We start from the raw sequence: 26195 nt of genomic DNA on the forward strand, positions 1-26195 counted from the left end.
GGTGAAGAACATTCTGCTGGTGGACGACGACGAGGACCAGCTGGCGCTGATGCGGCTCGTGCTTGCACGCGAGTTTCCGGGCATCGACGTGCTCGCGGTCAGTTCCGGCAACCAGGCGCTGGAGGCGCTCGACGCGGCCGCGCAGGCGCCGGTGCTGATGATGGTCGACGTCAAGATGCCGGGCATGGACGGCCCGGCCACGGTGCGCAGGATCCGCGAGCGCAGCCGCTGGGCGGGCTGCCCCATCGTCATGATGTCGACCTCGGAGACGCCCGAGGACATCAGTGCCAGTCTTGAGGCGGGCGCCGACATCTACCTGCGCAAGCCGCTGACCCTGGACGACTGGGCCAGGACCCTGCACGGCGTGGCGAACTACTGGTCACACCCCGGCTCACCCCCGGACGGGGGCGCGCATGTCGTCGCCTGATCAGGCCGCGCAACTGCGCCTGATCGCGGTCGAGGATTCGGCCGATGACGTGGAGCTGCTGCGGCTGGCCCTGCTGCGCCACGGAATGCGTTTCACGCTGCGTTCCGCGCTGGACGAGCAGGGCTTCCTGGTCGCGCTCAGCGATCCGGTCGACGCGGTTCTCTGCGACTACTCGCTGCCCGCGTTCTCACCCTATCGCGCGCTCGAGCTGATCCGCAGCGTCCAGCCCGAGGTGCCGCTGATCGTCCTGACCCGCGCCGTCGGCGAGGAGGCGGCGGTGGCGCTGCTGCGCGCAGGAGCCTGCGACTTCTTCCTGAAGAACCGTATCGACCTCGTCCCGGCGGGGCTCGAGCGGGTGCTGCGCGAGCGTCGGCTGGAGCGCGAGCGCAGGCGGGTCCAGGTCCAGCTCGAGCAGGCGTACTCGCGCTTGAGCCGGGTCTCCGCACGGCTGGTCGATGCTCAGGAGCGCGAGCGCGCCTGGATCGCGCGCGAGCTGCACGACGAACTCGGCCAGACGCTGGCTGGCGTCGTCCTGCAGCTGGGCGCGGCACAGCGCAGCGCCGACCCGGGACAGGCGCGCGAGAACCTGCAGGCCGCGCTGACGCTTTCCCGGTCCGCCATGGAGCAGGTGCGCAGCATGTCGTTCTCGCTGAAGCCGCCGCAGCTCGAGCTGCTCGGGCTGTCGGCCACGGTGCGCGGCGCCGCCGAGCGCCTGCTCGATCCGGCCGGCGTGCACGGCCGCTTCGAGGTGCGCGGCGCCGAGCCGCGCGACGGCTCGCCGCGCTGGATCGCCGTCGTACGTGTCGCCCAGGAGGCGGTGCTGAACGCGATCCGGCACGCCGCGCCGGCCAAGGTCCTGGTGCGGCTGCATTTCCATCCGGAAGGGGCGTTGACGCTGATCGTGGCCGACGACGGTTGCGGCTTCGACGTGGCGGGGACATTGGCGGGCGGGCCCAGCGACGAGAACTTCGGGCTGTACGGAATGATCGAGCGCGCCGAGCTGGCCGGCGGCCGGCTGCGGCTGGTCTCGCGCCAGGGTCGCGGCAGTTGCGCGATCCTGCGCTTCCCGGCCACGGACGAACACGGAGGACATCGATGAACGAGGCGACCCGCGTCGTGCTCGCGGACGACCATCAGGTGGTGCGCTCAGGCATCCGCGCAATTCTCGGCGACCTTGGCGGGCTGGAAGTCGTCGGCGAGGCCGACGACGGCCTGGCGCTGCTCGACCTTGTCGCGCGCCTGGCGCCGGACCTGGTCATCACCGACCTGTCGATGCCGCGCATGAACGGCATCCGTGCGATCGCTGCGCTGCGCGAGTCCCATCCTGGCCTGCGCATCCTGGTCATGTCGATGCACGACACCGCGGACTTCGTGCAGGGCGCGCTCAGGAGCGGCGCGGACGGCTACGTGCTCAAGGACGCGTCGGCCTCCGAGCTGGGCCGCGCCATCGAGGCGGTGATGTGCGGCGAGAGCTACCTGGCGCCGCGCGCCTCGAGCCGCGTGCTGGCCGGGCTGCGGCCCGCCGGCGCCCGCGGCGCGGGCGACGAAGAGCTCACGCCGCGCCAGGGCGAGGTGCTGGTGCGGATCGCGCGGGGCGCTTCCACGAAGGAGATCGCCTTCGATCTCGGGCTCAGCCCCAAGACGGTGGAGGCGCACCGGGCGCGGCTGATGGAGCGGCTGGGCATCGACGACATCGCCGGCCTCACCCTCTATGCGGTGCGCAAGGGCCTGGTCGATCCGGAAGGGCCGCTCTGAATGAATGCGCGCGATCGCCTCGAGGGGCTGGACGCCGTGATCCTGGCGGCCTGCATGCGGGCCGCCGGCAGCGCGATCACGATCGCGGATGCCCGGCTGCCCGGCATGCCGCTGGTCTACGTGAACCCCGCCTTCGAGCGTCTGACCGGTTACCCGGCCGCCGAGACGCTCGGGCGCAGCTGTTCCTTCCTGCAGGGGACCGACCGGCGCCAGCCCGAGCTCGCTGCCATCCGGCAGGCGCTGGCGCAGGGCGAGTCGGTGGACGTGACGCTGCGCAACTACCGCAGCGACGGCGAACTGTTCTGGAACCGGCTGGTGCTGTCGCCGGTGCTTGGCCGCGACGGCCTGCCTGTCCATTACGTCGGCGTGCAGACCGACGTCACTGCCCGCGTGCAGGCCGAGCGCCGCACGGCCGGCGTGCTCGACCGCATCGAGGACGCCTTCTTCGCGCTCGACCGCGAGCACCGCTTGCGCCTGGTCAACCGGCGCCTGGAAGCGCTGCTCGAGCGCCCCGCGGCGCAGCTGGTGGGCGCCGGGGTCTGGGAGACCTTCCCGGATGGCGTGGGCACGCGCCTTCAGGCGCGGGCATTGCGTGCCGCGCGCGAGATGACGCCCAGCATCTTCAGCGAGTACTGGCCGACCGGCGCGCGCTGGATCGAGGCCCGGATGTTCCCCGCCCGCGAGGGCGTGTCGGTCTACCTGCGCGACGTCACCGAAGATCACCTGCGCGAGCGGCGGCTGGCCCACCTCGCCCGCCACGATCCGCTCACCGGCCTGCCCAATCGCGACGCGGCGATCGAGCTGCTCGGCGAGGCCTGCAGCGCGGCGCGGCGCGGCACGCGGCGCCTCGCGGTGGCCAGCATCGACCTGGACCGCTTCGGCGCGATCAACGAGGCGCGCGGCCATCGGGCCGGGGATGCGGTGCTCAAGGAGGTGGCGGCGCGGCTGGTCGGCAGCCGCCCACAAGGCGCCTCGGTGGCGCGCATGGGCGCCGACGAATTCGTTGCGGTGCTCGACACCGACGACGCCGATGAGGCGCTTGCCGCCTGCGACGGCATGCTGGCGGCGCTGTCGGCGCCGATCGTCCTGGCCGACGGCTGCCTGCGGATCGGCGCCTCGGTCGGCATCGCGCTGCATCCGCAGGGCGGCGCCAGCCCCGACGCGCTGCTGGCCAACGCCAGCGTGGCGCTGCTGGTGGCGCGACAGGAGGGCGCGGGCCGGGCTCGCCTGTTCGATGCGGCGCTGGGCCGGGCGCAGCGGCGGCGCCAGCAGCTGCTCGATGCGCTGCGCTCGGGCGCGTTCGACGACGCCTTCCGCATCGTCTACCAGCCGAAGTTCAGCGCCGTCGGGCGCCAGCTGTGCGGATTCGAGGCGCTCGCGCGCTGGCAGAGCGCATCGCTCGGCGCCGTCTCGCCGGACGAGTTCATTCCGCTCGCCGAGGAGTGCGGCGCCATCGTCCCGCTCGGGCGCTGGCTGCTGGACCGGGTCTGCGCGCAGCTGCGCGCCTGGCTGGACCGCGGCCTTGCTGCCGAGCCGGTCGCGGTGAACGTGTCGGTCGGCCAGGTCGCCAACGGCGACTTCCTGGCGGCGGTCGAGGACGCGTTGCGCCGGTGGCGGCTGCCGCCGGAGCTGCTGCAGGTCGAGATCACCGAGTCGCTGCTGATGCAGGACCTGCACAGCGGCTCCGCGCTGGCGCACGCACTTACCGGGCGCGGCATCGAGGTCCACCTGGACGACTTCGGCACCGGCTACAGCAGTCTCGCCTACCTCTGGGAGCTGCCGGTGTCGGCGCTGAAGCTGGATCGGCGCTTCACCCTCGGGCTCGGGGCGCAGCCGCAGGCCAGGGCGATCGTCGACAGCGTGGTGGCGCTGGCGCGGGCGCTGGGCAAGAAGGTGATCGCCGAAGGCGTCGAAACTGAAGATCAGGCGCGCATCCTGCTGGAGCTCGGCTGCGACGTGCTGCAGGGCTACCTGCTGGCGCGCCCGATGACCGCGGCGGCGGCGGCCCTGCTCCTGCCGGGCGCTGCGCCGTCCGGCTTTCCTCCCCGAGGCGCAGCATGAGCGGACCCGGATCCTCCATTCCCTGGCTCGAGCAGCTCTATGCGATCGGCCGCACCGAGAGCGAGGGCGCGGACCTTCCGCTCGACCTGAGCCGGATCCTCGGCGACGTCTTCGTCACCACCGAACAGATCTCGCGAATCACCTGGGTCGAGGAGCTCTACGCGCTCAGCCAGATCGCGGCCGACGCCACCGATCTGGACAGCGCGCTCAGCCGCATGCTGCGCCACGTGGTCGATGCCTTCGCCGCCGAGAGCGGCACGCTCGCGCTGTACTTCGGCGATGCCGACGAGCTGCGCATCGTCGCCGCCACCGACCTGCCCGGCGAGGCGCTGGGGCGCAGCGTGCGGCTCGGCCAGGGCGTGCTGGGCCGCGTGGCGCGCGACGGCCTGCCGCTGCTCACACAGGGCGCGCTGGCCGAGACCACCGCCGCAGCCGCGTCCGCAGCGTCCGAGGGCTCGGCCGCCAGGCGCATCCCCGCGTCCTCGCTGTGCTGGCCGCTGAAAATCCAGCAGCGCCTGGTGGGGGTGTTCGCGGTCAACCGCTACGATGACCTGCGCAGCTACGAGGAGCAGGACCTGCAGCGCGGCTCGATCATGGCCAGCATGCTTGCGCTGGTGATCGACAACTCGCGGATGCATGACGACCAGCAGCGCCGCATCCAGAGCCTGTCGCGGATGAACCGCGAAATGGCGGAGATCAACGCGCGCCTCACCCACGCGCAGGCGCAGCTGGAGCAGTCCGGGCGGATGGCCGCGATCGGCCAGCTCGCCGCGGGCGTGGCCCACGAGATCAACAACCCGATCGGCTACGTCTACTCGAATGTCGGCACGCTCGAGGGCTACCTGGAGCGCCTGCTCGGCCGGCTCAAGTCCAGCCTCGGCCCGGCAGCGCTGGAGGCGGACCCGGGCCTGCGCGAGCTGGTAGAGGACGTGCCCGCGCTGCTGGCCGAGACCCGCGAAGGCCTCGACCGGGTGCGCAAGATCGTCCAGGACCTCAAGGACTTCTCGCGCGGCGGCGAGCATGACGAGTGGGAGTGGGCCGACCTCAACGCCGGGCTGCAGAGCACCCTGAACATCGCCAACAACGAGATCCGCTACAAGGGACGGCTGGTGCGTGAGCTCGGGCCCCTGCCCGAAGTGCAGTGCCTGCCCTCGCAGCTGAACCAGGTCTTCCTCAACCTCGTGGTGAACGCGGCCCACGCGATCGAGCGCGGCGGGGAGATTCGCGTGTCCACAGCGCATGAGGGCGACCAGGTCCGCATCGAGGTGGCCGACGACGGCTGCGGCATTCCCGAGCACATCCGTGACCGGATCTTCGAACCCTTCTTCACCACCAAGCCGGTCGGGCAGGGCACGGGGCTCGGCCTCTCGCTGTCCTATGCCATCGTGCGCAAGCACCGCGGAACGATCGAGGTCCGCAGCGCGCCGGGCGCCGGCACCACCTTCAGCATTGCGCTGCCCGTCGCGCAGCCATCGCCACAGGGAGACGAACCCCATGCCTGATCAGGACCTGCGACAGTACCGTGTGCTCGCGGTCGACGACGAGCCCAACATCCTGAGCGCGCTGCGGCGCACGCTGCGCGCCCGCGGCTTCGACGTGCTCACCGCCGAGGACGGCCCGCCCGCGCTCGAGGTGCTGCGCCGCGAGCCGGTTGACGCCATCGTCTCCGACATGCGGATGCCGCTGATGAACGGCGCCGACTTCCTGCGCGAGGCGCGCAGCATCGCTCCCGGCGCGGTGCGCATCCTGCTGACCGGCTATTCGGACATGGCCTCCACGGTGCGCGCGGTCAACGAGGGCGAGGTGTTGCGCTACCTGTCCAAGCCCTGGGACGACCGCGAGCTTGAGCAGGCGCTGCGCGAGGGCATCGGCCGCCGCGAACTCGAGCGCGAGCGCGACTCGCTGCTCAAGCTGACCCAGGAGCTGAACCGGCGGCTGGCGAGCGCCAATGCCACGCTCGAGGCGCGGGTGACCGAGCGCACCGCGGAACTGAGCCGAACGCTGGCCGAGCTCGAAGTGGCGGGCAGCCGCCTGAAATCCGACCTGGTCGGCACCGTGCGGCTGCTGTCCAGCCTGATCGAGTCGCGCTCCGGCCTCGCCGCGGGCTGTCCCAGGCGCGTGGCCCGGCGGGTGCGGGCGGTTGGCCCGCTGCTCGGCATGGACCCTGACGCGCTGGCCGACGTGATCTTCGCTGCGCTGCTGCAGGACATCGGCAAGCTGGGTCTGCCGGACGATCTGCTGCGCCGGCCGGTCGCGGCCTTCGACGACGCCGAGCGAGTCCAGTACCGGATGCATCCACAGCGCGGCGAGGCTCACCTGATCGCGCTGCCCTCGCTGGCGAACGCCGGGCGCATCCTGCGCCACCTCTACGAGAACGTCGACGGCAGCGGGGCGCCGGACGGGCTGGCCGGCGCGGACATTCCGCTGGGCGCGCGCCTGCTGCGGGTCGCCACCGACCTGGAGCACCTCCTCGCGGGCGTCATCGAGCACCGGCCGCTGTCGGTGGCCGAGGCCTTCGACCTGCTGCGGCGCCGGCGCGGCACGCTCTACGACGAGGCCTGCGCGGACGCCGTGCTGCGCCATGCCAACCAGCCGCTGGAGGCCGCGCCGCGCAAGCTGCTGGTGTCCAGCGCAGACCTGCGGCCCGGAATGCGCCTCGCCGAGGACCTGGTCACCGGCTCGGGAACGCTGCTGCTCAGCCAGGACCACCTGCTCGACGAGGAGATCTGCGCACAGATCCGGCGCTTCGAGGCCTCGGGCGACGAGTTCCTGTGGATCTGGGTGTTCGCGTGAACAGCCGCGGCCGGGGCGGCGAACCTGCGCGGCCCGCCCGTGCGCGCCGGCGTCTCCCGGCGCGCGCCTTCGTGCTGGTCAACCTGGTGGTGGCAGCGGTGCTGGCGGCAGTGCTTGCGCTGCAGCTCGTTGCCGACCGCAGGCACGTGGAGGCGCTCGCCTACCGCGACGTCGAGAACCTCAGCGAGGCGCTGGCCGAGCACACCCGCCAGGCCTTCGCGGGAATCGATTTCGCGATCGCCACGGTGGCCGAGGCGCTGCGCGATCCGGCGGTCGCGGGGGATCCCGGCGCGCTGCACCGGATGCTCGCTGCGCGGCAGCGGGTATCGCCTTCCACCTTCGCCTTCTTCGTTCTCGACGCCCGCGGCGGCTTGCGGGCCAGCTCGCGCGCGCCCGGGGTGGCGCCGGTGGATCTCTCCGTCCAGCCCGAATTCCAGGCCCATCGCGACGCAGCGGACGCCGGCCTCTACATCGGGCCGCCGCGCATGGGCAGGGTTGGCCATGCGCGCGACCGTTGGATCTTCAACGTCACCCGCCGACTGGAGGACTCCGATGGCCGCTTCGCGGGCGTGATCGCCGCCGCGGTTTCGATCGACCAGTTGCTGGAGTTCTACTCGGCGATCAAGACCGGCGAAGACGGCGTGGTGGGCCTGCTCAACCGCGACGGCGTGATCGTCGCGCGCAGCCCGCTCACCGAGAACGTCATCGGCATGGACGTGTCGGACACCCATGTGTTCCGCGAGCGGCTTCTCGCCGGCGAGCGCGGCAGCTTCGTCGCCGCGTCGCAGGCCGACGGCGTCGAGCGCATCACCGCCTTCGAGCGGGTTGCCGATGCAAGGGCGCTGGTCTACGTCGGGCTGGGACGCGACGAGGTGCTGGGCGCATGGCGCCGCCGGGCGGTCTTCCAGGGCACGGTGGTCGGGCTGGCGCTGGCGATGTTCGCGGCGGCCTCGTACGCCACCTGGGTGCATCTGTCGCGCCGGCGCCGCTGGGAGACCCGGCGCTCCGAGCACCTGAAGCTGCTGGCCGGCGCGTTCCAGGACCTCGCCAGGCAGCCGGACGTCGACAGCCTGATGTCGCGGCTGGCCCAGGTGTCGCGCCGGCTGATCGGCGTGCGCGATGCCAGTGCAGAGGCATACGCAGGCGCATCCGGTGAGCCCGGATCCGTCGAGCGCGCGAGCGGGGCAAGTGCGACCGGCGGCGGCCTTCCGGACGCCGCTTCCCGAGGCGCCGATCCGCAGGACGCAGCACCGCGGATCGTCGGCGACAGCCTGCTGGTTCCGCTGACCGCGCACCACGGCCGCCAGCTCGGCCGGATCGCGCTGACCGGCAAGCTGCGCGGCCGTTTCACCTCGGACGACCTCAGCGAGATGGCGCAGCTGGCGAGCCTGGCGGGCGCGGTTCTCGAGAATTTCCTGGCCAGCCGGGCCCGCGAGCAGGCGCTGCAGCAGGCGGTGGCGGCGCGGGCCGAGGTGGAGAGCGTGTTCGCGTCGATCTCCGACGCGGTCTTCGTCGTGGACCGGGACTGGCGCTTCACCTTCCTCAACGCCGAGGCGGAGCGGGTGCTGGAGCGCAGCCGCGACAGCCTGCTCGGCAGGCGGATCTGGGACGAGTTCCCGGAGGCGGCCGGCAGCATCGCGCAGAAGGAGTACGAGCTGGCCGTGTCGACCGGGCAGCTGCGCAGCTTCCAGTTCCACTTCCCGCCGTTGAGGCGCTGGTTTTCGGTGCGTGCGTATCCGCATCACGCCGGCCTCACCGTCTACTTCATCGACGTGAGCCGGCAGGTGGACACCGAGGAGCGGCTGCGCCAGGCGCAGAAGATGGAGGCCGTCGGCCAGCTCACGGGAGGGGTGGCGCACGACTTCAACAACCTGCTCACCGTGATCCTGGGCAACGCGGATTCGCTGCTGGAGCACCTGGAGGGCGCGGCGCCGGGCGTGCGCGCCCAGGCGCAGGGCATCCGCGAAGCGGGCGAGCGCGCGGCGGCGCTGACCCACCGGCTGCTCTCGTTCGCCCGCCGCCAGCCGCTCGATCCGCGCGCGGTGGACGTGGGCGAGCTGGTCGCCGAAGCCGAGGGCATCCTGCGGCGCACGCTCGGCGCGGACGTCGACATCGAGCTGGTGCGCGGCAGCGGCCTCTGGAAGGCCTCGGCCGACCCGCACGAGCTCCAGAACGCCATCCTCAACCTGGCGATCAACGCCCGCGACGCGATGCCCCAGGGCGGCCGGCTCACCATAGAGACCGGCAACGTGTCGGTGGATGCGGACTACGCCGAGGCGAACCAGATGTCTGCCGGCCAGTACGTGATGATCGCGGTCTCGGACACCGGCCACGGCATGTCTGCGGACGAGGTGGCGCGCGCCTTCGAGCCCTTCTTCACCACCAAGCCGCCGGGCAAGGGTTCGGGGCTCGGCCTGCCGCAGGTGTACGGCTTTGCGCGCCAGTCGGGCGGGCACGCCAGGATCTACAGCGAGCCGGGCGAAGGCACTACGGTGAAGGTCTACCTGCCGCGCGCGGCGCCCGGCGCCGAGCCGCTCCGCCCGCCGCCGGAGCCCGAGCCGCCGCAGCGGCCCGCGACGCGGCGCCGGGTGATGCTGGTGGAGGACGATGCGCTGGTGCGCAGGCACACCGAAGACAGCCTGATCGCGCTGGGCTGCGAGGTCGAGGCCTTCGAGGATGGGGAGGGGGCGTTGCGGCGGCTCCGGCAGCAGCCAGGCTTCGACCTGCTGCTCACCGACGTCGTGCTGCCGGGCAGCCTGTCCGGGCGGGACGTCGCGGCGCGGGCGCGCCTGATCGCGCCGGAGATGAAGGTCCTCTACATGTCCGGCTATACCGAGAACGCCATCGTCCACCACGGACGGCTCGATCCCGGCGTGCAGCTGCTGAGCAAGCCCTTCCGCCGCTCGGACCTCGCGCGCAAGCTGAGGGAGACGCTCGATGCGGGCTGATCGGACCCTCTGGTACGTGCTGACCGCGGTGTGCCTGCTCGGGGTGTTCGCCGCCGACACCTTGACGCCGCTGGGCTTCGCGCACGGCACGCTGCACATGCCGGTGGTGCTGCTCGCGGCGCTCAGCCGCAACAAGCGTTTCGTGCTGTGGAGCGCGGCGGGCGCGGTGGCGCTGACGGTGGCCGGCGGGCTGCTCTCGCCGGCTGCGCACGCGGGCATCGCCATGGCCGACGTCGTCGCCAACCGGGTGCTGTCCATCCTCGCGATCGCGATCTCGGCCGGGCTCGCGGTGCGCGTGCTGCGCCATATCGAGGAACTGCGCGGCTCGCGCGAGGCGCTCGCGGAGTCCGGGCAGTCGCTGCGCCACCAGCTGCTTCTGGTGCAGGCGGCCAACCGGGTGGCGCACCTGGGAAGCTGGGCGGCATCGGTCCCCGACCTTGAGATCACCTGGTCGGACGAAACCTGCAGGATCTACGGCGTGCCGCCCGGCACTCAGCCCACGCTCGCCGACGCCATCGAGCGCTACATGCCGGAGTCGCAGGCCCGCCTGTGGGCGGCCTTCGAGGCCTGCGTGCGCGAGGGCACGCCCTTCGACGAGGAGGCGCAGCTCTCGGGCCAGGGCGGCCGGGCGATCTGGGTGCGGGCGATGGGGCAGGCGGTGCGCGGCCCCGATGGCGCGATCGTCCGCGTCGAGGGCGCGCTTCAGGATCTCAGCCTGGAGAAGCACGAGGAGGCTTTTGCCTACCAGAGCCGGCGCTGGTTCCGCGACCTGGCCGACGCGATGCCGCAGATCGTCTGGACCGCGTCGCCGAGCGGCGTGGTCGACTACTCCAGCCGGGCCTTCTACGACTACATCGGGTCGCTGGGCGAAGGCGAGCCGCCCCGGGCGCGCTGGCGGCTGGCCGTGCACCCGGACGACCGGGAGGCGATGCGCCAGGCCTGGATGCGCAGCTTGGCGTCGGAGGCGCCCTACCGGGTGGAGTACCGGCTGCGGCGCGCCGACGGCGCCTGGCGCTGGCACCTGTCGCGAGGGCAGCCGATCCGCGACGAGGCGGGCGCGGTGATCAAGTGGTACGGCACCACCACCGACGTCGACGAGACCACCCGGCTGCAGCAGGAGGCGAGCCGCGCAGCGGACCGGCTCTCCACCACGCTGGACAGCATCGGCGACGGATTCTTCTCGCTGGACCGCGAGTGGCGCCTGCGTTTCGTGAACCGGCGCGCCGAGCGGCTGATGCAGCGTCCGCGCGAGGCCGTGGCCGGAACGGTGATCTGGGAGACCTGGCCGGAGCTGCTTGGCACCCGAGTGGAGAGCGTCTTCCGCGAATCGCTGACCCAGGGCCGCGCCATGGAGTTCGAGGAGCAGGTCGCGCTGTCCGGACGCTGGTACGAGGTGCGCGTCTACCCTGGCGACGAGGGGCTCGCGGTCTACTTCCACGACGTCACCCGGCGCCGGGAGGCGCAGGAGCAGGGCCGCCTGCACGAGGAGCGCTTCGCCAACGTGGCCCGCGCGATCGCCGATGCGATCTGGGATTGGGATCTCGGCGCCGACACTGTCTGGTGGAGCGAGGGAATGGAGCGGCTGTTCGGCTACGCGGGCGGCGAGGCGGCAGGCGGCGGGCGTCCCTGGCCGGACCGGCTCCACCCCGACGACCGGGAGCGGGTGCTCGACGGACTGCGCCGGCTGGCCGAGGGGCAGGAGAGCCACTGGCAGGCCGAGTACCGGTTCCTGCGCAGCGACGGCAGCGTTGCCCGCGTCGCGCATCGCGGCTTCGTGATCCGCGACGAACAGGGCCGGGCGCTGCGCATCGTCGGCGGAATGACCGACGTCAGCGAGCGCATCGCCCTCGAGCAGCGCCTCGAGGAATCGCAGCGGCTGGAGTCGATGGGACAGCTGACCGGAGGCGTGGCGCACGACTTCAACAACCTGCTCACCGTGATCCTGGGCAACGCCGAGCTGCTCGGCGAGGAGCTGGCAGGAGATACCCGCCTGCGGGCGCTTGCCGAGATGATCTCCGGGGCGGCGCAGCGCGGCGCCGAACTCACGCAGCGGCTGCTGGCCTTCGCCAGGCGGCAGGCGCTGGAGCCCCAGGCGACCGACGTCGACCGCCTGGTGGCGGGAATGCAGGGGCTGCTGCACCGGACGCTGGGCGAGGACATCGAGCTGGTGCTGGAGCCGGCAGAAGACGCCTGGCCGGCGCTGGTCGATCCGTCGCAGCTCGAGGGGGCGCTGCTGAACCTGTGCCTGAACGCTCGCGACGCGATGCCTGCGGGTGGGCGCCTGGCGATCGGCACCGCCAACGTCCGCATCGACCCGGCCTACGCGGCGCGTCATGGCGACGTCGAGCCGGGCCGCTACCTGGAGGTGCGGGTGTCCGACATCGGCGCGGGGATATCGCCGCAGGACCTGCCCCGGGTGTTCGAGCCCTTCTTTACCACCAAGGACAAGGACAAGGGCACGGGCCTCGGGCTCAGCATGGTGTACGGTTTCGTCAGACAGTCCCGCGGCCACGTGAGCATCGAGTCGGCTCCGGGCCAGGGCACCGTGGTGAAGATGTACCTGCCGCGGGCCGAGCCGGAGGCGCCGCAGGCCGCGTCGGCCGAGGCGAAGCCTGTTCGCGCCGTCGAGGAAACCGTGCTGCTGGTGGAGGACGACGAGCTGGTGCGCGGCTTCGGCCAGGAGCAGCTGGCGGCGATGGGCTACCGCGTGCTGGCGGCGGGCAACGGCGCGCAGGCGCTGGAGGTGCTGCGCCGCGGCGAGCCGGTGGACCTGCTGTTCACCGACGTGGTGATGCCGGGCGGGCTCACCGGGCGCGAGCTGGCGGAGGAGGCGGCGAAGATGCGGCCCGGGCTCAAGGTGCTGTACACCTCGGGCTATGCCGAGAATGCGATCGTGCACGACGGGCGGCTTGACCCCGGCGTTCAGCTGCTGCGCAAGCCCTACCGGCGCGCGGACCTCGCCCGCAAGGTCCGGCTTGCGCTCGACTCATGAGGCGGCAGTTTTCGCAGGCCAGGGGGCGATCGTGAGCGGTCGGAGACTCCTGATCCTCGACGACGATCCGTCGATCGGGCAGACCATGGGCCTGATCGCCGAGACCGTGCGCTTCGACACCCGGTTCACCACCGATCCGGAGCGCTTCTTCGCGCTGGTCGACGAATGGACGCCGACCCACATCGCGCTCGACCTGGTGATGCCCAGTATGGACGGAGTGGAGGTGATGGTGCAGCTGGCGCGGCGCGGCTGCCGCGCCCGCATCATCGTCACCAGCGGCGTGGGCAGCCGCGTGCTCGACGCCGCAGGCCGCTCCGCCGAGGAGCACGGGCTGGACATCGCCGGAGTGCTCGCCAAGCCGTTCTCGCCTGCGGCGCTGCGGGCGCTGCTGGCGGATGCCCCGCTGGCGCCTGGCGCCATCCCCGGGGCCGGCGCCGGGGCCGGCGCCACGTTCCCCTTGGGCGGGTTCGGCGCGGAGCTTTCCGCAACCTTCGTCGTCACCGTAGACGACCTGCGCCGGGCGCTCGCCGACCACGAAATCGAGGTCCACTACCAGCCGAAGATCGACTGCGCGTCCGGCCGGCTCGCGGGCTTCGAGGCGCTGGTGCGCTGGCGCCACCCGCTGCGCGGGCTGGTCTCGCCGGGCGGCTTCGTGCGGGTGGCCGAGGAGGGTGGCGTGATCGACGCGCTCACCGACCGGGTGCTCGATCTCTCGCTGCCCTGGTTCGGGCGCAGTTTCCCAGGCCCGGCGGGGGCAGGGGCCGTGCAGGCGCTGCAGGTCGAAGGCGCGGTGTCGCTGTCGGTGAACATCTCGGCGCGCAGCCTGCGCGACATGCAGCTCGCGGACCGCATCGACGCCCGCTGCGCCGCCGCCGGCATTGCGCCGTCCAGGCTGATCCTGGAGCTCACCGAGACCAGCGCGATGGAGGACCCGGTGGCGTCGCTCGACCTGCTCACCCGCCTGCGGATGAAAGGCTTCCAGCTCTCGATCGACGATTTCGGCACCGGCTTCTCCTCGATGCTGCAGCTGGTGCGGCTGCCCTTCTCCGAGATGAAGGTGGACCGCTCCTTCGTGATGACGCTGAACCGTTCGCAGGAGTCGCGCGCGGTGGTGCGCTCGGTGGTGGAGCTCGGCCACAGCCTGGGGCTGCGCTGCACCGCCGAGGGGGTGGAGGACGAGCGCGCGCTGGACTACCTGCGCCAGGTGGGTTGCGACCTCGCCCAGGGCTACCTGATCGGCCGGCCGATGCCGGCGGCGGAGATCCCCGGGTGGCTCGCGCGGCGCCGTTCCGGAAGACGCGGTTTTGCGCATTGAGAATCAGAATCCGCAATGTGAAACGCTGGCAGTGCACTGCACCAGCAGCGTTTTTCATGCTGGAACAGACTGTTCCGTATCGTGGAACATGACGTTCAAGTCGTTGAATCGAAGCGAGTTTCCATTGCTGCAGAAAAGTGACAAAATGCTGTTGCGCTGCAGAAAAACCCGCTAACTTATCGCCTTCGCTGCAGGACCCCCGGCCCGGGCCGGTGCGCGGTCCCAGCCACCTTTCATTTCCCGGTTCCGTTTTCCTGTTTTCAGGCATTTCCTTTTCAACATCCAAGTCAGGAGTCGCTCATGTCCTCGCGTGAACTCGAAGCCCAGAAGCTTCAGAAAGAATGGTCCGAAAGCCCGCGCTGGCGCGGCATCAAGCGCGGCTACACCGCCGAGGACGTCGTACGCCTGCGCGGCTCGCTGCAGGTCGAGCACACGCTGGCCAAGCGCGGCTCCGAGAAGCTCTGGAACCTGGTCAACACCGAGCCCTTCGTCAATTCGCTGGGCGCCCTCACCGGCAACCAGGCGATGCAGCAGGTCAAGGCCGGCCTGAAGGCCATCTATCTGTCCGGCTGGCAGGTCGCGGGTGACGCCAACCTGGCCGGCGAGATGTACCCGGACCAGTCGCTGTATCCCGCCAACTCGGTCCCGGCGGTCGTGCGTCGCATCAACAACACGCTGACGCGCGCCGACCAGATCCAGTGGATGGAAGGCAAGAACCCCGGCGACGAGGGCTACGTCGACTTCTTCGCGCCCATCGTGGCCGACGCGGAAGCCGGCTTCGGCGGCGTGCTGAACGCCTTCGAACTGATGAAGTCCATGATCGAAGCCGGCGCCGCGGGCGTGCACTTCGAAGACCAGCTCGCCTCGGCCAAGAAGTGCGGCCACATGGGCGGCAAGGTTCTCGTGCCCACCCGTGAAGCCGTCTCCAAGCTGGTCGCCGCCCGCCTGGCCGCCGACGTGCTGGGCGTGCCCACCGTGCTGCTGGCCCGTACCGACGCGGAAGCCGCCGACCTGGTCACCACCGACGTCGACGAGAACGACAAGCCCTTCCTCACCGGCGAGCGCACCGTCGAAGGCTTCTTCCGCACGAAGAACGGCTTCGACCAGGCCGTCTCGCGCGGTCTGGCCTACGCGCCCTACGCCGACCTGATCTGGTGCGAGACCGGCACGCCCGACCTCGAGTTCGCCAGGAAGTTCGCCGAGGCGATCCACAAGCAGTTCCCGGGCAAGCTCCTGTCCTACAACTGCTCGCCCTCGTTCAACTGGAAGAAGAACCTGGACGAAGCCACTATCGCCAAGTTCCAGCGCGAGCTGGGCGCGATGGGCTACAAGTACCAGTTCATCACGCTGGCCGGCTTCCACGCCCTGAACTACGGCATGTTCAACCTGGCCTACGGCTACGCCCGCAACCAGATGAGCGCCTTCGTCGAACTGCAGGAAGCCGAGTTCGCCGCCGCCGATCGCGGCTTCACCGCGGTGAAGCACCAGCGCGAAGTCGGCACCGGCTACTTCGACGCGGTGACCACCACCGTCGAGAGCGAGGCCTCCACCGCCGCGCTGAAGGGCTCGACCGAAGACGAACAGTTCTTCGACAGCAAGGGCAAGAAGGCCGCGTAAGCGCGCTTCTCGCTGCAGCATGAAAAGGACCGGCCTTGGCCGGTCTTTTTCTTTTGGCGCGCCGGTAGTGGGCCGCGAAGCAGGCTGCGGCGACCGGGCCCGTCGTCATCACCGACCGCGGCCGCGCCTCCCATGTGCTGCTCTCCTGCGAGCGCGATCGGCAGTTGACCGGCACAGCCGATCGCGATTGCCTGATCGCGGCCACGGCGCTGGTGCATGGGAGATGACCGTGGTCACGCGAAACGTGGCGGATTTCGGTGGCACGGGTGTGGCGCTGCTCGATCCGTGGATCTTCCAGGCGCCGTGAGCCAGCCTCGTTCACTCCCAGGCCAGCGCGCCCCCCGTCTGGTACTCGGTGACCCTCGTCTCGAAGAAATTCTTCTCCTTGCGCAGATTGGACTGCTCGTCCAGCCAGGGCAGGACGTTCTGCGCGCCGGGGAAGGGCTCGGCCACGCCCAGCTGCCGCGCGCGGCGGTTGGCTACGAAGCGGAACTGCCCCATGTGCAGGGACGCCGAGTAGCCGAGGATGGGTTCGCGCAGCAGGTAGCCTGCGTAGGCGGACTCGGCGGCTTCGGCCTCTTCCCAGAGCCGGGCGACGGCAAGGGGATCGAGCTGCAGATTCTCCTCGGCGAGCAGCGTGCGCACCGTGCGGATGCCGAACGCGCAATGCATCACTTCGTCGCGCATGATGTACTGCAGCTGCTCGGCCGTGCCCTTCATGAGGCCGCGGCGCTGCAGCGCGAAGATCGGCGAGAAGCCGTTGTAGAACCAGCAGCCCTCGAAGATGCCCGCGAAGAACAGATAGGAGAGCGCGAATTCGTGCAGGTTACCGCGATCGCGCAGATCGAAATCGGTGCGCATTGCGCGCTCGAGCAGGCGGTTGGCGAGCGAGATCTTGCCGTGGATCTCCGGCACGACGCGGTAGCGGTTGTAGATCTCCTGCTGGTCCAAGCCCAGGCTCTCGATGCAGTGCTGGTAGGTCCAGGTGTGCAGGGCCTCCTCGTAGACCTGGCGCGCCTGGTAGACCTGCAGCTCGGGAGCGGTCATCTTCTCCATCACCGCCAGGCCGATGTTGCGCATCGCCAGGATGTCCGAGGTGGTGAGGTAGGCCAGTACGTTCTCGAACACGTGGCGCTCGGCGGGCGTGAGCCGGTGGTGGTAGTCGTGGACGTCCTGCGCCATCGGGATCTCCAGCGGCGTCCAGTGATTGCGGTTGGCGTTGAGGAAGAAGCGCCAGGCCCAGGGGTACTTGAACGGAGCGAGCTGGTTGATGTCGCCCTGGCCGTTGACGACACGCTTGTCGGAGGCGCGCACGGGGGCGGCTGCCGAAGCGTGCGCGGCCGTGCCCGCGCCGGGCACGCCTGGCGCTTGCCCTGCAGCGGCGCCGCTGCCGGGTGCGCTGCCCGAAGCGCAACCGGTCTGCCGCGGCGCCGGGCGGTCCCAGTCATCGAAGAACGCGCTCATTGGCAGGCCTCGCATTCCGGGTCGAGGATGGAGCAGGCCATCGGTGCGGGCTCGTCCGCAGCCTGTGACGGAGGGGCCCCGGTCTTCTCCATCGCGGTGGCGCCGAGGCTGCGCAGGTAGTAGGTGGTCTTCAGGCCGCGCAGCCAGGCCAGCCTGTAGAGTGCGTCCAGCCTGCGGCCGGAGGCGCCCGCCACGTAGAGGTTCAGCGACTGCGCCTGGTCGATCCATTTCTGCCGGCGCGCCGCGGCTTCGACCAGCCAGCGGGGCTCGATCTCGAAGGCCGTCGCATAGCGTGTCCTGAGCGCGGCGGGGATCCGGTCGATGCGCGCCACCGAGCCATCGAAATACTTCAGGTCCGCCACCATGACCTCGTCCCACAGCGCGAGGGCCTTGAGCTCGCGCACCAGGTGCGCATTGACCATGGTGAACTCGCCCGAGAGGTTCGACTTCACATAGAGGTTCTGGTAGTCCGGCTCGATCGAGGCCGACACGCCGACGATGTTGGAGATCGTGGCGGTCGGCGCAATGGCGACGCAGTTCGAGTTGCGCATGCCATGGCGAACGATCCGTTCGCGCAGTGCGCCCCAGTCGAGCGACGAGGAGCGGTCCACCTCCAGCAGAACGCTGCCGTCGGGCCCGACGCCGCGGGCCTCGGCGAGCAGCGCGAGGCTGTCCTGCGGCAGGATGCCCCGGTCCCACAGGCTGCCGCGGAAGCTGGAATAGGCGCCGCGCTCCTCGGCCAGCTCGGTCGACGCCCAGTAGGCCGCGTGGCAGACCGCCTCCATCGATCGGTCGGCGAACTCCACCGCGGCGTGCGACGCGCAGGCCAGCCCCATCTGGTGAAGCGTGTCCGAGAAGCCCATGATTCCAAGCCCCACTGGACGGTGGCGCAGGTTGGCGGTGCGCGCCTTGGGCGTGGCGTAGTAGTTCAGGTCGACCACGTTGTCGAGGATGCGCATCGCGGTGCGCACCGTGCGCTGCAGTCGGCCGTGGTCCAGCGTCCAGCGGCCGCCGGCGTCGCGGGCCAGGTGCGCCGGCAGGCTGACCGAACCGAGGTTGCACACCGCGGTCTCGTCGGCCGAAGTGTTCAGCGTGATCTCGGTGCACAGGTTCGAGCCATGCACCACGCCCGCGTGCTGCTGCGGCGAGCGCAGGTTGCAGGCGTCCTTGAACGTGATCCACGGGTGGCCGGTCTCGAACAGCATCGTCAGCATCCGGCGCCAGAGCTGCACCGCCGGGAGCTTCTTGTGAAGCGGAATCTCGCCGCGCGCCGCGCGGGCTTCCGCTGCAAGGTAGGCCGCTTCGAAGGCCGGGCCGAAGGTCTCGTGCAGCTCCGGAACGTCCACCGGCGAGAACAGCGTCCACTCGGCTTCCGCCAGCACCCGCTTCATGAACAGGTCCGGAATCCAGTTGGCCGTGTTCATGTCGTGAGTGCGGCGCCGCTCGTCGCCAGTGTTCTTGCGCAGTTCGAGGAAGTCCTCGATGTCCAGGTGCCAGGTCTCGAGATAGGCGCAGACCGCGCCCTTGCGCTTGCCGCCCTGGTTCACCGCCAGCGCAGTGTCGTTGACCACCTTCAGGAAGGGGATCACGCCCTGGCTGTGTCCATTGGTGCCCTTGATCCGGCTGCCGAGCGCGCGCACCGGAGTCCAGTCGTTGCCCAGGCCACCGGCGAATTTCTGCAGCAGCGCGTTCTCCTTGATCGACTGGTAGATGTCCTCGAGGCTGTCGGCCACCGTGGTCAGGTAGCAGGACGAGAGCTGCGGGTGGCGCGTGCCGCTGTTGAACAGCGTGGGCGTGCTGCACATGAAGTCGAAGCGCGACAGCAGGTGGTAGAACTCGAGCGCGCGTGCCTCGCGATCGATCTCGTTCAGCGCCAGGCCCATTGCCACGCGCATGAAGAAGGTCTGCGGCAGCTCGATGCGGCGTTCGTCAACGTGCAGGAAGTAGCGGTCGTAGAGCGTCTGCAGGCCGAGGTAGTCGAACTGCAGGTCGCGTTCCGGCGCCAGGGCCGCGGCGAGTCGGTCGAGGTCGAACTCAGCGAGCCGCGGGTCGAGCAGCTCGGCGTCGATTCCGCGGCGGATGGCCTGCGGAAAGCACTCGCGGTAGCCGCCCGTGGGGCTCGACATCTCCGCATGCGAGGCCTCGCGCCCCAGCACCTCGGCACGCACCGCGGACAGCAGCAGGCGCGCCGCGACATGGCCGTAGTCCGGTTCGCGCTCGATCAGCGTACGTGCGGCCAGCACCAGCGACTGTCGCACCGCGGTCATCGTCACGCTGTCGTAGAGATCGCGAATCGCATGATCGAGGACGGTGTCGGCGCAGACGTCTGCGAGCCCCTCGCAGGCATCGCGACACACCGAAAGCAGCGCGGCACGGTCGAGTGGACGTCGCACGTCGCCGTCGAGCACGTGCAGCGTGGGCGTCGGCACCGGGGCGCTCTGGCCGGCGTCCCTGGGCGCCGCGCGCTCGGCCGCGCGCCGCTCCCGGTAGAGGACGTAGGCGCGCGCCACGTCATGCTCGCCCGAGCGCATCAGCGCCAGTTCCACCTGGTCCTGGATGTCCTCGATGTGCAGGGTGGCGCCGTCGGGGATGCGGCGGGTGAGGGCGTCGACCACGGTCCCGGTCAGCCTGGGGACCAGGTCGCGCACGCGGGAGGAGTCCGCGCCCTTGTGGCCCTCGACCGCGAGGAAGGCCTTGCTCATTGCGAGCGCGATCTTGTCCGCGTCGAAGGAGACTACCGTGCCATTGCGGCGGACCACCCGGAAGCTGGCGTGCGCGGACGCGAGATCCGGGGCTGAATCGATGCTGGGGGGTTCTTGCATGGTGGAGATCCGGTGCGAACGGGGCGGATCTCCGATGGACCGACGTGACGCGTCACCGCCATGCTGCAGTCAGGCGGCAGCGTCGGTCCATCAGGAAAACGGGCAAGCGAAATGGTGTGAGCCATGCCTCTTGTCAGGGACACCCCGCCCCAAACTGTTGAAGGTGGCGCTCATGGCAGGTCTCCTGGCTCACGGGTCATCGTCTTGCGCCAGCCTTCCCGGATTGCATCCAGTGGCATGGGGAGGCGCAGGACTCGCCGTCGACAGTTGCGGGGGCAGCTCCGGACTTCACGCGCGGGCGTGGCACCGGATTCCCTTTTCATGCCTGCCGTCTCCGGCAGGCAACCATGAACAGCGGGGCAGGTTAGCGGCGCGACCGTGGGCTGTCAAACCGGGGGGCCGGCAGGTTCGTTGGCGCGGATGGATTGCCGAGCAATCGGCGTTGTGTGGCCCGGGCGGTGGCAGGCGCCCGGAGCCCGCCCGGGCCAGTCCATCGCAGGCCGGTCGCAAGGCTGTCCTGGGCCTTGCCGAGAGCCTTGAAGGCTTCTATGCTTTTCGCTCGAGCGGTCAGCGCGCGAGCGTTGTGTTTCCTCGGCGCGATCCTCGCATAGCTTGAGCGGGGTGCGCAGATGCCAGGCCTCAGCCGGTTCACCAGCAAGGAAGCGTTCGCGACGGTCCGCTTCGATCCCACACGGTTCGGCGTGCTCGGGGGGGACGAGGACAAGCAGCAGGTCGACATGGGCTTCGACCTGGACATCCCGTACGAGCTGCTTGGGGTGTTCGTCCGGCACATCGACACCGCGCAGCCGATCACCCGCGTGCCGCTGTTCGGAATCGCCCGCTTCGACCTCGCGGTCGAGAGCGGCCGCGCCGCCGGCGTCGCGCCGGGGCAGCTCGGCTTCAAGGTCGTGCCGCTCGGCGTCGTTGGCACCGACCACGTCGGCTACGCGTCGTTCGACCTCTGGCCGCTGCGCGCCGAGGACGTTGTCGTCGCCTTGCGCGATACGCTGGACCGCGCCGGGCTGCTGGCGCCCGGCAAGCCGCGCCTGACGGTCGCCGTCGCGCAGTTGCAGGTCCTGCCTTTCAAGGACCCGGCGATCGTCTTCGATGCGCTGCGCGAGGGTGACCTCGGGCCGCGCTTCGCCTGTCTGCGGATCGACCTCGACGAAGGGATGCTGCGGGGCCGGCCACTGTGGCCGGCCATGCCGTCGATGCAGACGCCCGGCATCCTGGACTGGCGCCTGTCGCCCGGCTCGTTCTCGATGTCCGGGGCGCTGCTCATCGGCGAGGACGGCTGCGAGACGCTGCTGCCGTCGAACCTGTCGACGCGGATGGTCCGCTTCGTACAGATCGTCCGCTCGCTGACTCGGGCGGACATCAAGTATGACGACCGCAGCGTGCGCGAGATCCCGGGCGTGTCGCCGGGGGCACGAAAGGCGACCCTCGGCTGGCGCATCGTCTACAGCACCGAGTGGTACCCGCTCGGCCACTCGCTCGGCCAGATCGCCTACAGCCTGCCGCTTGCGCCGGGCGAGAAGGTCGCGGTTTCGATCGTCGACTGGACGCGGCGCGACGCGGCGGTGCGCAACGAGCAGACGAAGGAGGCCGAGGACCTGCAGCACGCGACATTGCGCGACCGCACGCTGTCGGAAGCGGTGCACATGGTCGTCAAGGAGTCGCAGTCCGGCTCGTCGTTCGAGGCTGGTGGCGCCCTGAGCGCCGGCGCAGGCATTCCGATCGGGCCGGTGAGCCTCGGCGTCGCCGGCGCATTCGGCATGGGCGGGGCCTCGGCCGAGAGCCGGGGGCTGCGCGACGTCGTCGGCAACACGACGCAGAACATCACCGACGCGTTCCACCAGGCCTCCTCGGCACTGCGCGAGTTGAGCTCGACCGTGGTCGTGCAAAGCACGCAGGCCGAAACCGCGCAGGCCCGCACGCGAATCGTCGCCAATTACAACCATAGCCACGCGCTGACGATCCTCTACTACGAGGTGCTGCAGCACCACCGTCTCTTGACGCGGCCCTCGGACGTGCGGCCGGCGATCTTCGTGCAGATGGCGTTCGAGGAGTTCGACTACGCGCTGGTGCTCAAGCACGAGGCGGTCATCCGTCGGGTGCTGCTCGATCCGCGCGTCAGCGATTGCATCGACATCGTACGGCGGCGCGACTGCCTGGAGCTGACGCTCGAGCGCACGAAGCAGAAACTCAAGGACCAGGGCGACCCGACGGTGACGGAGAACCTCGGCACGCTGACCGTCTCGCTGCGCAATGGCCCGCGGATCGTTGTCCTCGCCTCGGCGACGATGCGCGTCGTCTGGAAGTCGAACACGCTCACGACGCTCGATCTCACCGACCCGGGCCTGATGACCGTGGTGAACGGCATCAAGTACAAGGAACAGCTGCACCTGTACAACCCGCCGATCCAGCCGAACAGCGACTTCGTCTACGACCTGAAGCCACAGATGCAGGTGCGCTGGAGCGACGTCTTCGCGATCGAGCTGAGCGTCGGCGCCTACGGCGAACGCAAGGGGGACGTCGATTGGGACCTGAGCAGCGTCCGCATCGAGACCACCGGCGGACCCGGGCGCTGGGTGATGGTCGACGAAAAGACCCCGACGCTCATTACGCTCGGCCGCACCCACCGCTTCCGCGTGACCCCGTTCAAGCCGCAGGTCAAGACGGTGGACGACCTGTTGTCCGAAGAGGAGCTGTGCTGCCTGCACCGGCTGCTCGCCCACCTGAACGGCAACCTGCCCCACTACTGGCGCGCGATCTGGCTGTCGCTCGGCACCTGGGACCGCGAGCAGCTGCTCGCGCACCGGGCGATCAACGGTGTGCGGCTGCTCGATCTGATCGACAACCAGCTGCTCGACGTCGTCGGCGACCAGCTGGTGTTCCCGGCATCGAGCGGCAGCGACTCGATGCTCGGCAAGGCCTTCGGAATCGAGCGTTTCAAGGTGCCGCAGTTCAACCAGTACGTCGAGCAGCTGCTGACGACCCCGGAGCGCGGCGTGTTCGCCGAGGCCAAGCTCGGCCACTGCAACGCATCGGAGGTGATCGACAACACGCGCTTCTGGGACTGGAAGCTCTCGCCGATCCCCGATGACGCACCTCCGATCGGCACTGCGAGCCTCGACTCGCGCTATCAGGACCCGACCAAGGGCCTCGGGGCGACAGCCTTCCCGCCGGCGATGGTCAACATCGTGACCCCGTCCGCGATTCCCGACCCGACCGGCTTCTCGAGCGCGGCGTCGATCCTCAACGCGCTCGGCGCCTTCCGCGACATGTCGGGGCTGCAGCAAGTGACGCAGTTCCTGCAGACACTGTCGAATAACGCGACCGCGCTGGCGAAGCAAGGGCTGCAGAACGCCGAGCAGGGCGTGACGAAGCCGAGCACCGGGGCAAGTCCGGCTCCAACGGGCGGGGGCGGCGGTGCCCCTGGGGGCGGCGGCACGGGTGGCGGCACGGGTGGCGGCACAGGGGGCGGCACAGAGGGCGCTGGCACGGGTGGCACTGGCACGGGTGGCACTGGCACGGGCGGTGGCGGCACGGGTGGTGGCGGTGGCGGTGGCGGTGGAACGACCAAGCCACCCGTCCCGACGCCGACCCGCACGCCGCAGCAGTCTCCGAAGCAGAAGTCGGTCGACTTCATATTCAGCTACGACACCCGCACGGTGATGCGTGGGCAGTGGACCGTGTACCTCGAGGAAACCGGCGGCCGTGCCTGGAAGTCCGACGGCCTGATGATCGACATGGGACTCGGGGCCTCGGGCCGTGCCGTCGGCGACAAGGTCGGCCTCTACAACCTGCCGGCGGACTTCGGCGTCGAGCGGGACGTCACGGTGCGCATCGTGGGCACGAACCAGGGCACGCCGACCTACCTGAGCACGCCGCAGATGGACGTCGAGTTCAAGGCCTGGACGACGCAGGACGCCTTCCTCGTCGTCGTGCCAAAGGAGGACTTCGCGAAGACTCAGACCTTCCAGGTCATCCAGCCGACCGAAGAATTCAAGATGACCATCACCCGGAAGACGAGCGGCACCCAGTCCGTCGTCACCGCGACGTCGCAGACGGCGGGCGTGAAGGTGGGCGTCGAGAGCGTGACGGAGGTGGGCGGAAACGTCGGCGTTGGCAACGCCAAGGAGAGCGTCAAGATCGCAGCCGAGGGCACCTACGGCGTCACGCAGGGTGAGACCAAGACCTCGGGCGAAGAGCAGGAGAAGACCTATTCGACCGACTTCACGGGCCGCAAGGTAAAGACCGAGCCGCCGAAGATCGTGCCGGTCGGAAAGGCACCCTGATCGCGATGGGTCTTGGCTTCATGGATGTCGAAGACCCGCATGCTCGACTCCGGCCGGGACGGCACAAAGCTTTGTCTGGCTCGGTCAGCGCCAAGCCGGCGCCCGGCTGACAGTGAGCCGGCCGGCGCTTCGAGGTCTTCGACACGTTCAGCCAGAACTGCGGATCAACGCCGAAGGAGAGTCCGAGGCGCACCGCGGTGTCGGCGGTGACGGCCCGCTCTCCGGTGCAAAACTCGTCGATGCGCCGTTGCTGCACGCCTATCGACTTCGCCACGCGGTAGCGGGTGATGCCCAGCGGCTCGATGAACTCGGTGAGCAGAACGTGCCCGGGATGCACTGCGCCGGGCTGTCGGTTGGACGCGACGTCCTCGTAGTGCTGCGTCCTCAGTTCGCTGCGCTTGCGGCTCATGTGCTTCATCCGTTGTTGTCCGCCAGTTCGACATCGAGCGCATTGCCATCCTTCCAGCGGAAGCAGATGCGCAATTGGATGTCGACGCGCTGACGCCTGCATCTCACGAGGCAGGCCGCGAACTTCATCGCCATCGGACCTACGGATCAGACGACTCGGACAGTGCTTCCGTAACGGCCGAGCTTGCCATCCACCGTGAGGAGAATGAGCGGCTCACTCATCGACTGGGCTAGCAGCAAGCGATCGAAGGGGTCACGATGGTCGTCGAAGCCTGGCAAGACGGTGAGCGTAAGGATGTGGGCGTTCTCGATCGGCAGCCAGGTGAAGCCCATCGATTCCACCTGTTCTGCGAAAGCGGACAAGTCGATGCGGACCTTGCCCAAGCCAGCCTTGATCGTCAGTTCCCACAGGGAAACGCTGCTGACGAAGGTTTCGTCAGCAGCTTCCACCAGGCTACGGACTTCCTCCGTGACGCGCGGGTCGCCGGTCTGCCACCAGAAGGCGAAATGCGTGTCGAGAAGCAGCCTCACCGGCCGACTTCCGGTGCGCCGGGTTCGCCTTCAGGCTCTTGCAGACAGGAAAACAGCGCGTCGATCGGCGCATCGAAATCGTCATCCATCTGCCAGTCGCGGCCTTTCATGCTCCCCGGTGGCGCGATGCTGCGACGCGTCGGGCGATAGGCTGTCAGCCTGGCAACGGGCTGGCCGGACCGCGCAATGAGGACTTCCTCGCCGCGCTCGATCAATTCGAGCAGGCGCGAGAGATGGGTCTTGGCTTCATGGACGTTGAAGACCTGCACGGTGGACTCCGATCGAAGTGGACTAACAGTTAGTCTATCTGAGTCGACACCAAGCCGACACCCGGCCAGTCAGCGTTCGATCCGCTGTCCGATGACCAGCGAGGTCTGCGGATAGGCGACGAGCTTCCGTTCCGACCCTGGTTCACGCGGCGATCGGCCGAACCTCCGCGGCAAGCCGCGCGCCCTGTTCGCGCTCGATCGTCTCGATGTCGTACTGCGCCTGCAGGTTCAGCCAGAACTGCGGATCGACGCCGAAGGCAAGGCCGAGGCGCACCGCGGTGTCGGCAGTGACAGCCCGCTCTCCAGTGCAGATCTCGTCGATGCGCCGTTGCTGCACGCCTATGGACTTCGCCACGCGGTAGCGGGTGATGCCCAGCGGCTCGATGAACTCAGTGAGCAGCACGTGTCCGGGATGGACTGCGCCGAGCCGCCGGCCAGTCGCGACGTCCTCGTAGTGCTGCGTCCTCAGTTCGCTGCGCTTGATGCTCATAT

General features: G+C 69.7%; 18 protein-coding genes, 1 pseudogene and 1 riboswitch. Of the genes and pseudogenes, 12 read left to right on the forward strand and 7 right to left on the reverse strand.

Annotated elements, in window-relative coordinates:
* Position 1 precedes the first annotated feature (1 nt).
* The 11 genes and pseudogenes from HNQ70_RS19300 to HNQ70_RS19350 all read left to right on the forward strand — a co-directional run.
* A complete protein-coding gene (locus tag HNQ70_RS19300; RefSeq protein ID WP_183970714.1) occupies positions 2-427 on the forward strand; it encodes a response regulator in 426 nt (141 codons plus the stop codon).
* The gene (locus tag HNQ70_RS19305) at positions 414-1526 is read left to right on the forward strand and encodes an ATP-binding response regulator (protein ID WP_183970715.1); all 1113 of its coding nucleotides are present in this window, start codon (positions 414-416) and stop codon (positions 1524-1526) included. The genes HNQ70_RS19300 and HNQ70_RS19305 overlap by 14 nt, the downstream gene beginning before the upstream one ends.
* Positions 1523-2182 (forward strand): response regulator transcription factor, encoded by a 660-nt coding sequence (locus HNQ70_RS19310; RefSeq protein WP_183970716.1) that lies wholly within the window; start codon positions 1523-1525, stop codon positions 2180-2182. Before HNQ70_RS19305 ends, HNQ70_RS19310 begins: the two co-directional genes overlap by 4 nt.
* Positions 2183-4243 (forward strand): putative bifunctional diguanylate cyclase/phosphodiesterase, encoded by a 2061-nt coding sequence (locus tag HNQ70_RS19315; RefSeq protein WP_183970717.1) that lies wholly within the window; start codon positions 2183-2185, stop codon positions 4241-4243.
* Entirely contained in the window at positions 4240-5745 is a 1506-nt protein-coding gene (locus tag HNQ70_RS19320) for a sensor histidine kinase (RefSeq protein ID WP_183970718.1), read from the forward strand. Before HNQ70_RS19315 ends, HNQ70_RS19320 begins: the two co-directional genes overlap by 4 nt.
* Positions 5738-7036: a response regulator c-di-GMP phosphodiesterase, NosR family gene (nosR, locus tag HNQ70_RS19325; protein WP_183970719.1), complete on the forward strand. Its 1299-nt coding sequence runs from the start codon at positions 5738-5740 to the stop codon at positions 7034-7036. Before HNQ70_RS19320 ends, nosR begins: the two co-directional genes overlap by 8 nt.
* The gene (locus tag HNQ70_RS19330; protein ID WP_183970720.1) at positions 7033-9984 is read left to right on the forward strand and encodes an ATP-binding protein; all 2952 of its coding nucleotides are present in this window, start codon (positions 7033-7035) and stop codon (positions 9982-9984) included. Before nosR ends, HNQ70_RS19330 begins: the two co-directional genes overlap by 4 nt.
* Positions 9974-12976: a PAS domain-containing protein gene (locus tag HNQ70_RS19335; RefSeq protein ID WP_183970721.1), complete on the forward strand. Its 3003-nt coding sequence runs from the start codon at positions 9974-9976 to the stop codon at positions 12974-12976. The genes HNQ70_RS19330 and HNQ70_RS19335 overlap by 11 nt, the downstream gene beginning before the upstream one ends.
* A 31-nt stretch (positions 12977-13007) precedes the next feature.
* Positions 13008-14291 carry an EAL domain-containing protein gene (locus HNQ70_RS19340; RefSeq protein WP_183970722.1) on the forward strand — a complete coding sequence of 428 codons (1284 nt, stop codon included), beginning with the start codon at positions 13008-13010 and terminating at the stop codon, positions 14289-14291.
* Between the two features lie 300 nt (positions 14292-14591).
* Positions 14592-15908 carry an isocitrate lyase gene (gene aceA, locus HNQ70_RS19345; RefSeq protein ID WP_183970723.1) on the forward strand — a complete coding sequence of 439 codons (1317 nt, stop codon included), beginning with the start codon at positions 14592-14594 and terminating at the stop codon, positions 15906-15908.
* Positions 15909-16084: 176 nt separating this feature from the next.
* A pseudogene (locus tag HNQ70_RS19350) lies at positions 16085-16215 on the forward strand (VapC toxin family PIN domain ribonuclease); the annotation flags it as partial.
* A gap of 11 nt (positions 16216-16226) precedes the next feature.
* On the opposite strand, the gene HNQ70_RS19355 reads toward HNQ70_RS19350, so the two are convergent.
* Positions 16227-17372 carry a ribonucleotide-diphosphate reductase subunit beta gene (locus HNQ70_RS19355; RefSeq protein ID WP_183970724.1) on the reverse strand — a complete coding sequence of 382 codons (1146 nt, stop codon included), beginning with the start codon at positions 17370-17372 and terminating at the stop codon, positions 16227-16229.
* Positions 17369-20194 (reverse strand): ribonucleoside-diphosphate reductase subunit alpha, encoded by a 2826-nt coding sequence (locus tag HNQ70_RS19360; protein ID WP_183970725.1) that lies wholly within the window; start codon positions 20192-20194, stop codon positions 17369-17371. Before HNQ70_RS19360 ends, HNQ70_RS19355 begins: the two co-directional genes overlap by 4 nt.
* 157 nt (positions 20195-20351) lie before the next feature.
* Positions 20352-20559, reverse strand: a riboswitch (cobalamin riboswitch).
* Positions 20560-20823: 264 nt separating this feature from the next.
* Between HNQ70_RS19360 and HNQ70_RS19365 the strand changes: the two genes are divergently transcribed.
* A complete protein-coding gene (locus tag HNQ70_RS19365) occupies positions 20824-24495 on the forward strand; it encodes a hypothetical protein (protein WP_183970726.1) in 3672 nt (1223 codons plus the stop codon).
* Here the strand turns inward: HNQ70_RS19365 and HNQ70_RS19370 are convergent.
* The 5 genes from HNQ70_RS19370 to HNQ70_RS19385 form a co-directional block, all read right to left on the reverse strand.
* Positions 24434-24904, reverse strand: a complete 471-nt coding sequence (locus HNQ70_RS19370; protein ID WP_183970727.1) for a HigA family addiction module antitoxin — start codon at positions 24902-24904, stop codon at positions 24434-24436. The two genes, HNQ70_RS19365 and HNQ70_RS19370, sit on opposite strands and share 62 nt — an antisense overlap.
* A gap of 5 nt (positions 24905-24909) precedes the next feature.
* A complete protein-coding gene (locus HNQ70_RS20460) occupies positions 24910-25038 on the reverse strand; it encodes a hypothetical protein (RefSeq protein ID WP_281381719.1) in 129 nt (42 codons plus the stop codon).
* Positions 25039-25050: 12 nt separating this feature from the next.
* Positions 25051-25434 (reverse strand): PIN domain-containing protein, encoded by a 384-nt coding sequence (locus HNQ70_RS19375; protein WP_183970728.1) that lies wholly within the window; start codon positions 25432-25434, stop codon positions 25051-25053.
* Entirely contained in the window at positions 25431-25703 is a 273-nt protein-coding gene (locus HNQ70_RS20465) for a type II toxin-antitoxin system prevent-host-death family antitoxin (RefSeq protein ID WP_183970729.1), read from the reverse strand. Before HNQ70_RS20465 ends, HNQ70_RS19375 begins: the two co-directional genes overlap by 4 nt.
* 142 nt (positions 25704-25845) lie before the next feature.
* On the reverse strand, positions 25846-26193 hold the full coding sequence (locus HNQ70_RS19385) for a HigA family addiction module antitoxin (protein ID WP_183970730.1): 348 nt from the start codon (positions 26191-26193) through the stop codon (positions 25846-25848).
* Positions 26194-26195: the final 2 nt, after the last annotated feature.

It is taken from the genome of Quisquiliibacterium transsilvanicum (assembly GCF_014202215.1).
Classification (GTDB): domain Bacteria; phylum Pseudomonadota; class Gammaproteobacteria; order Burkholderiales; family Burkholderiaceae_E; genus Quisquiliibacterium; species Quisquiliibacterium transsilvanicum.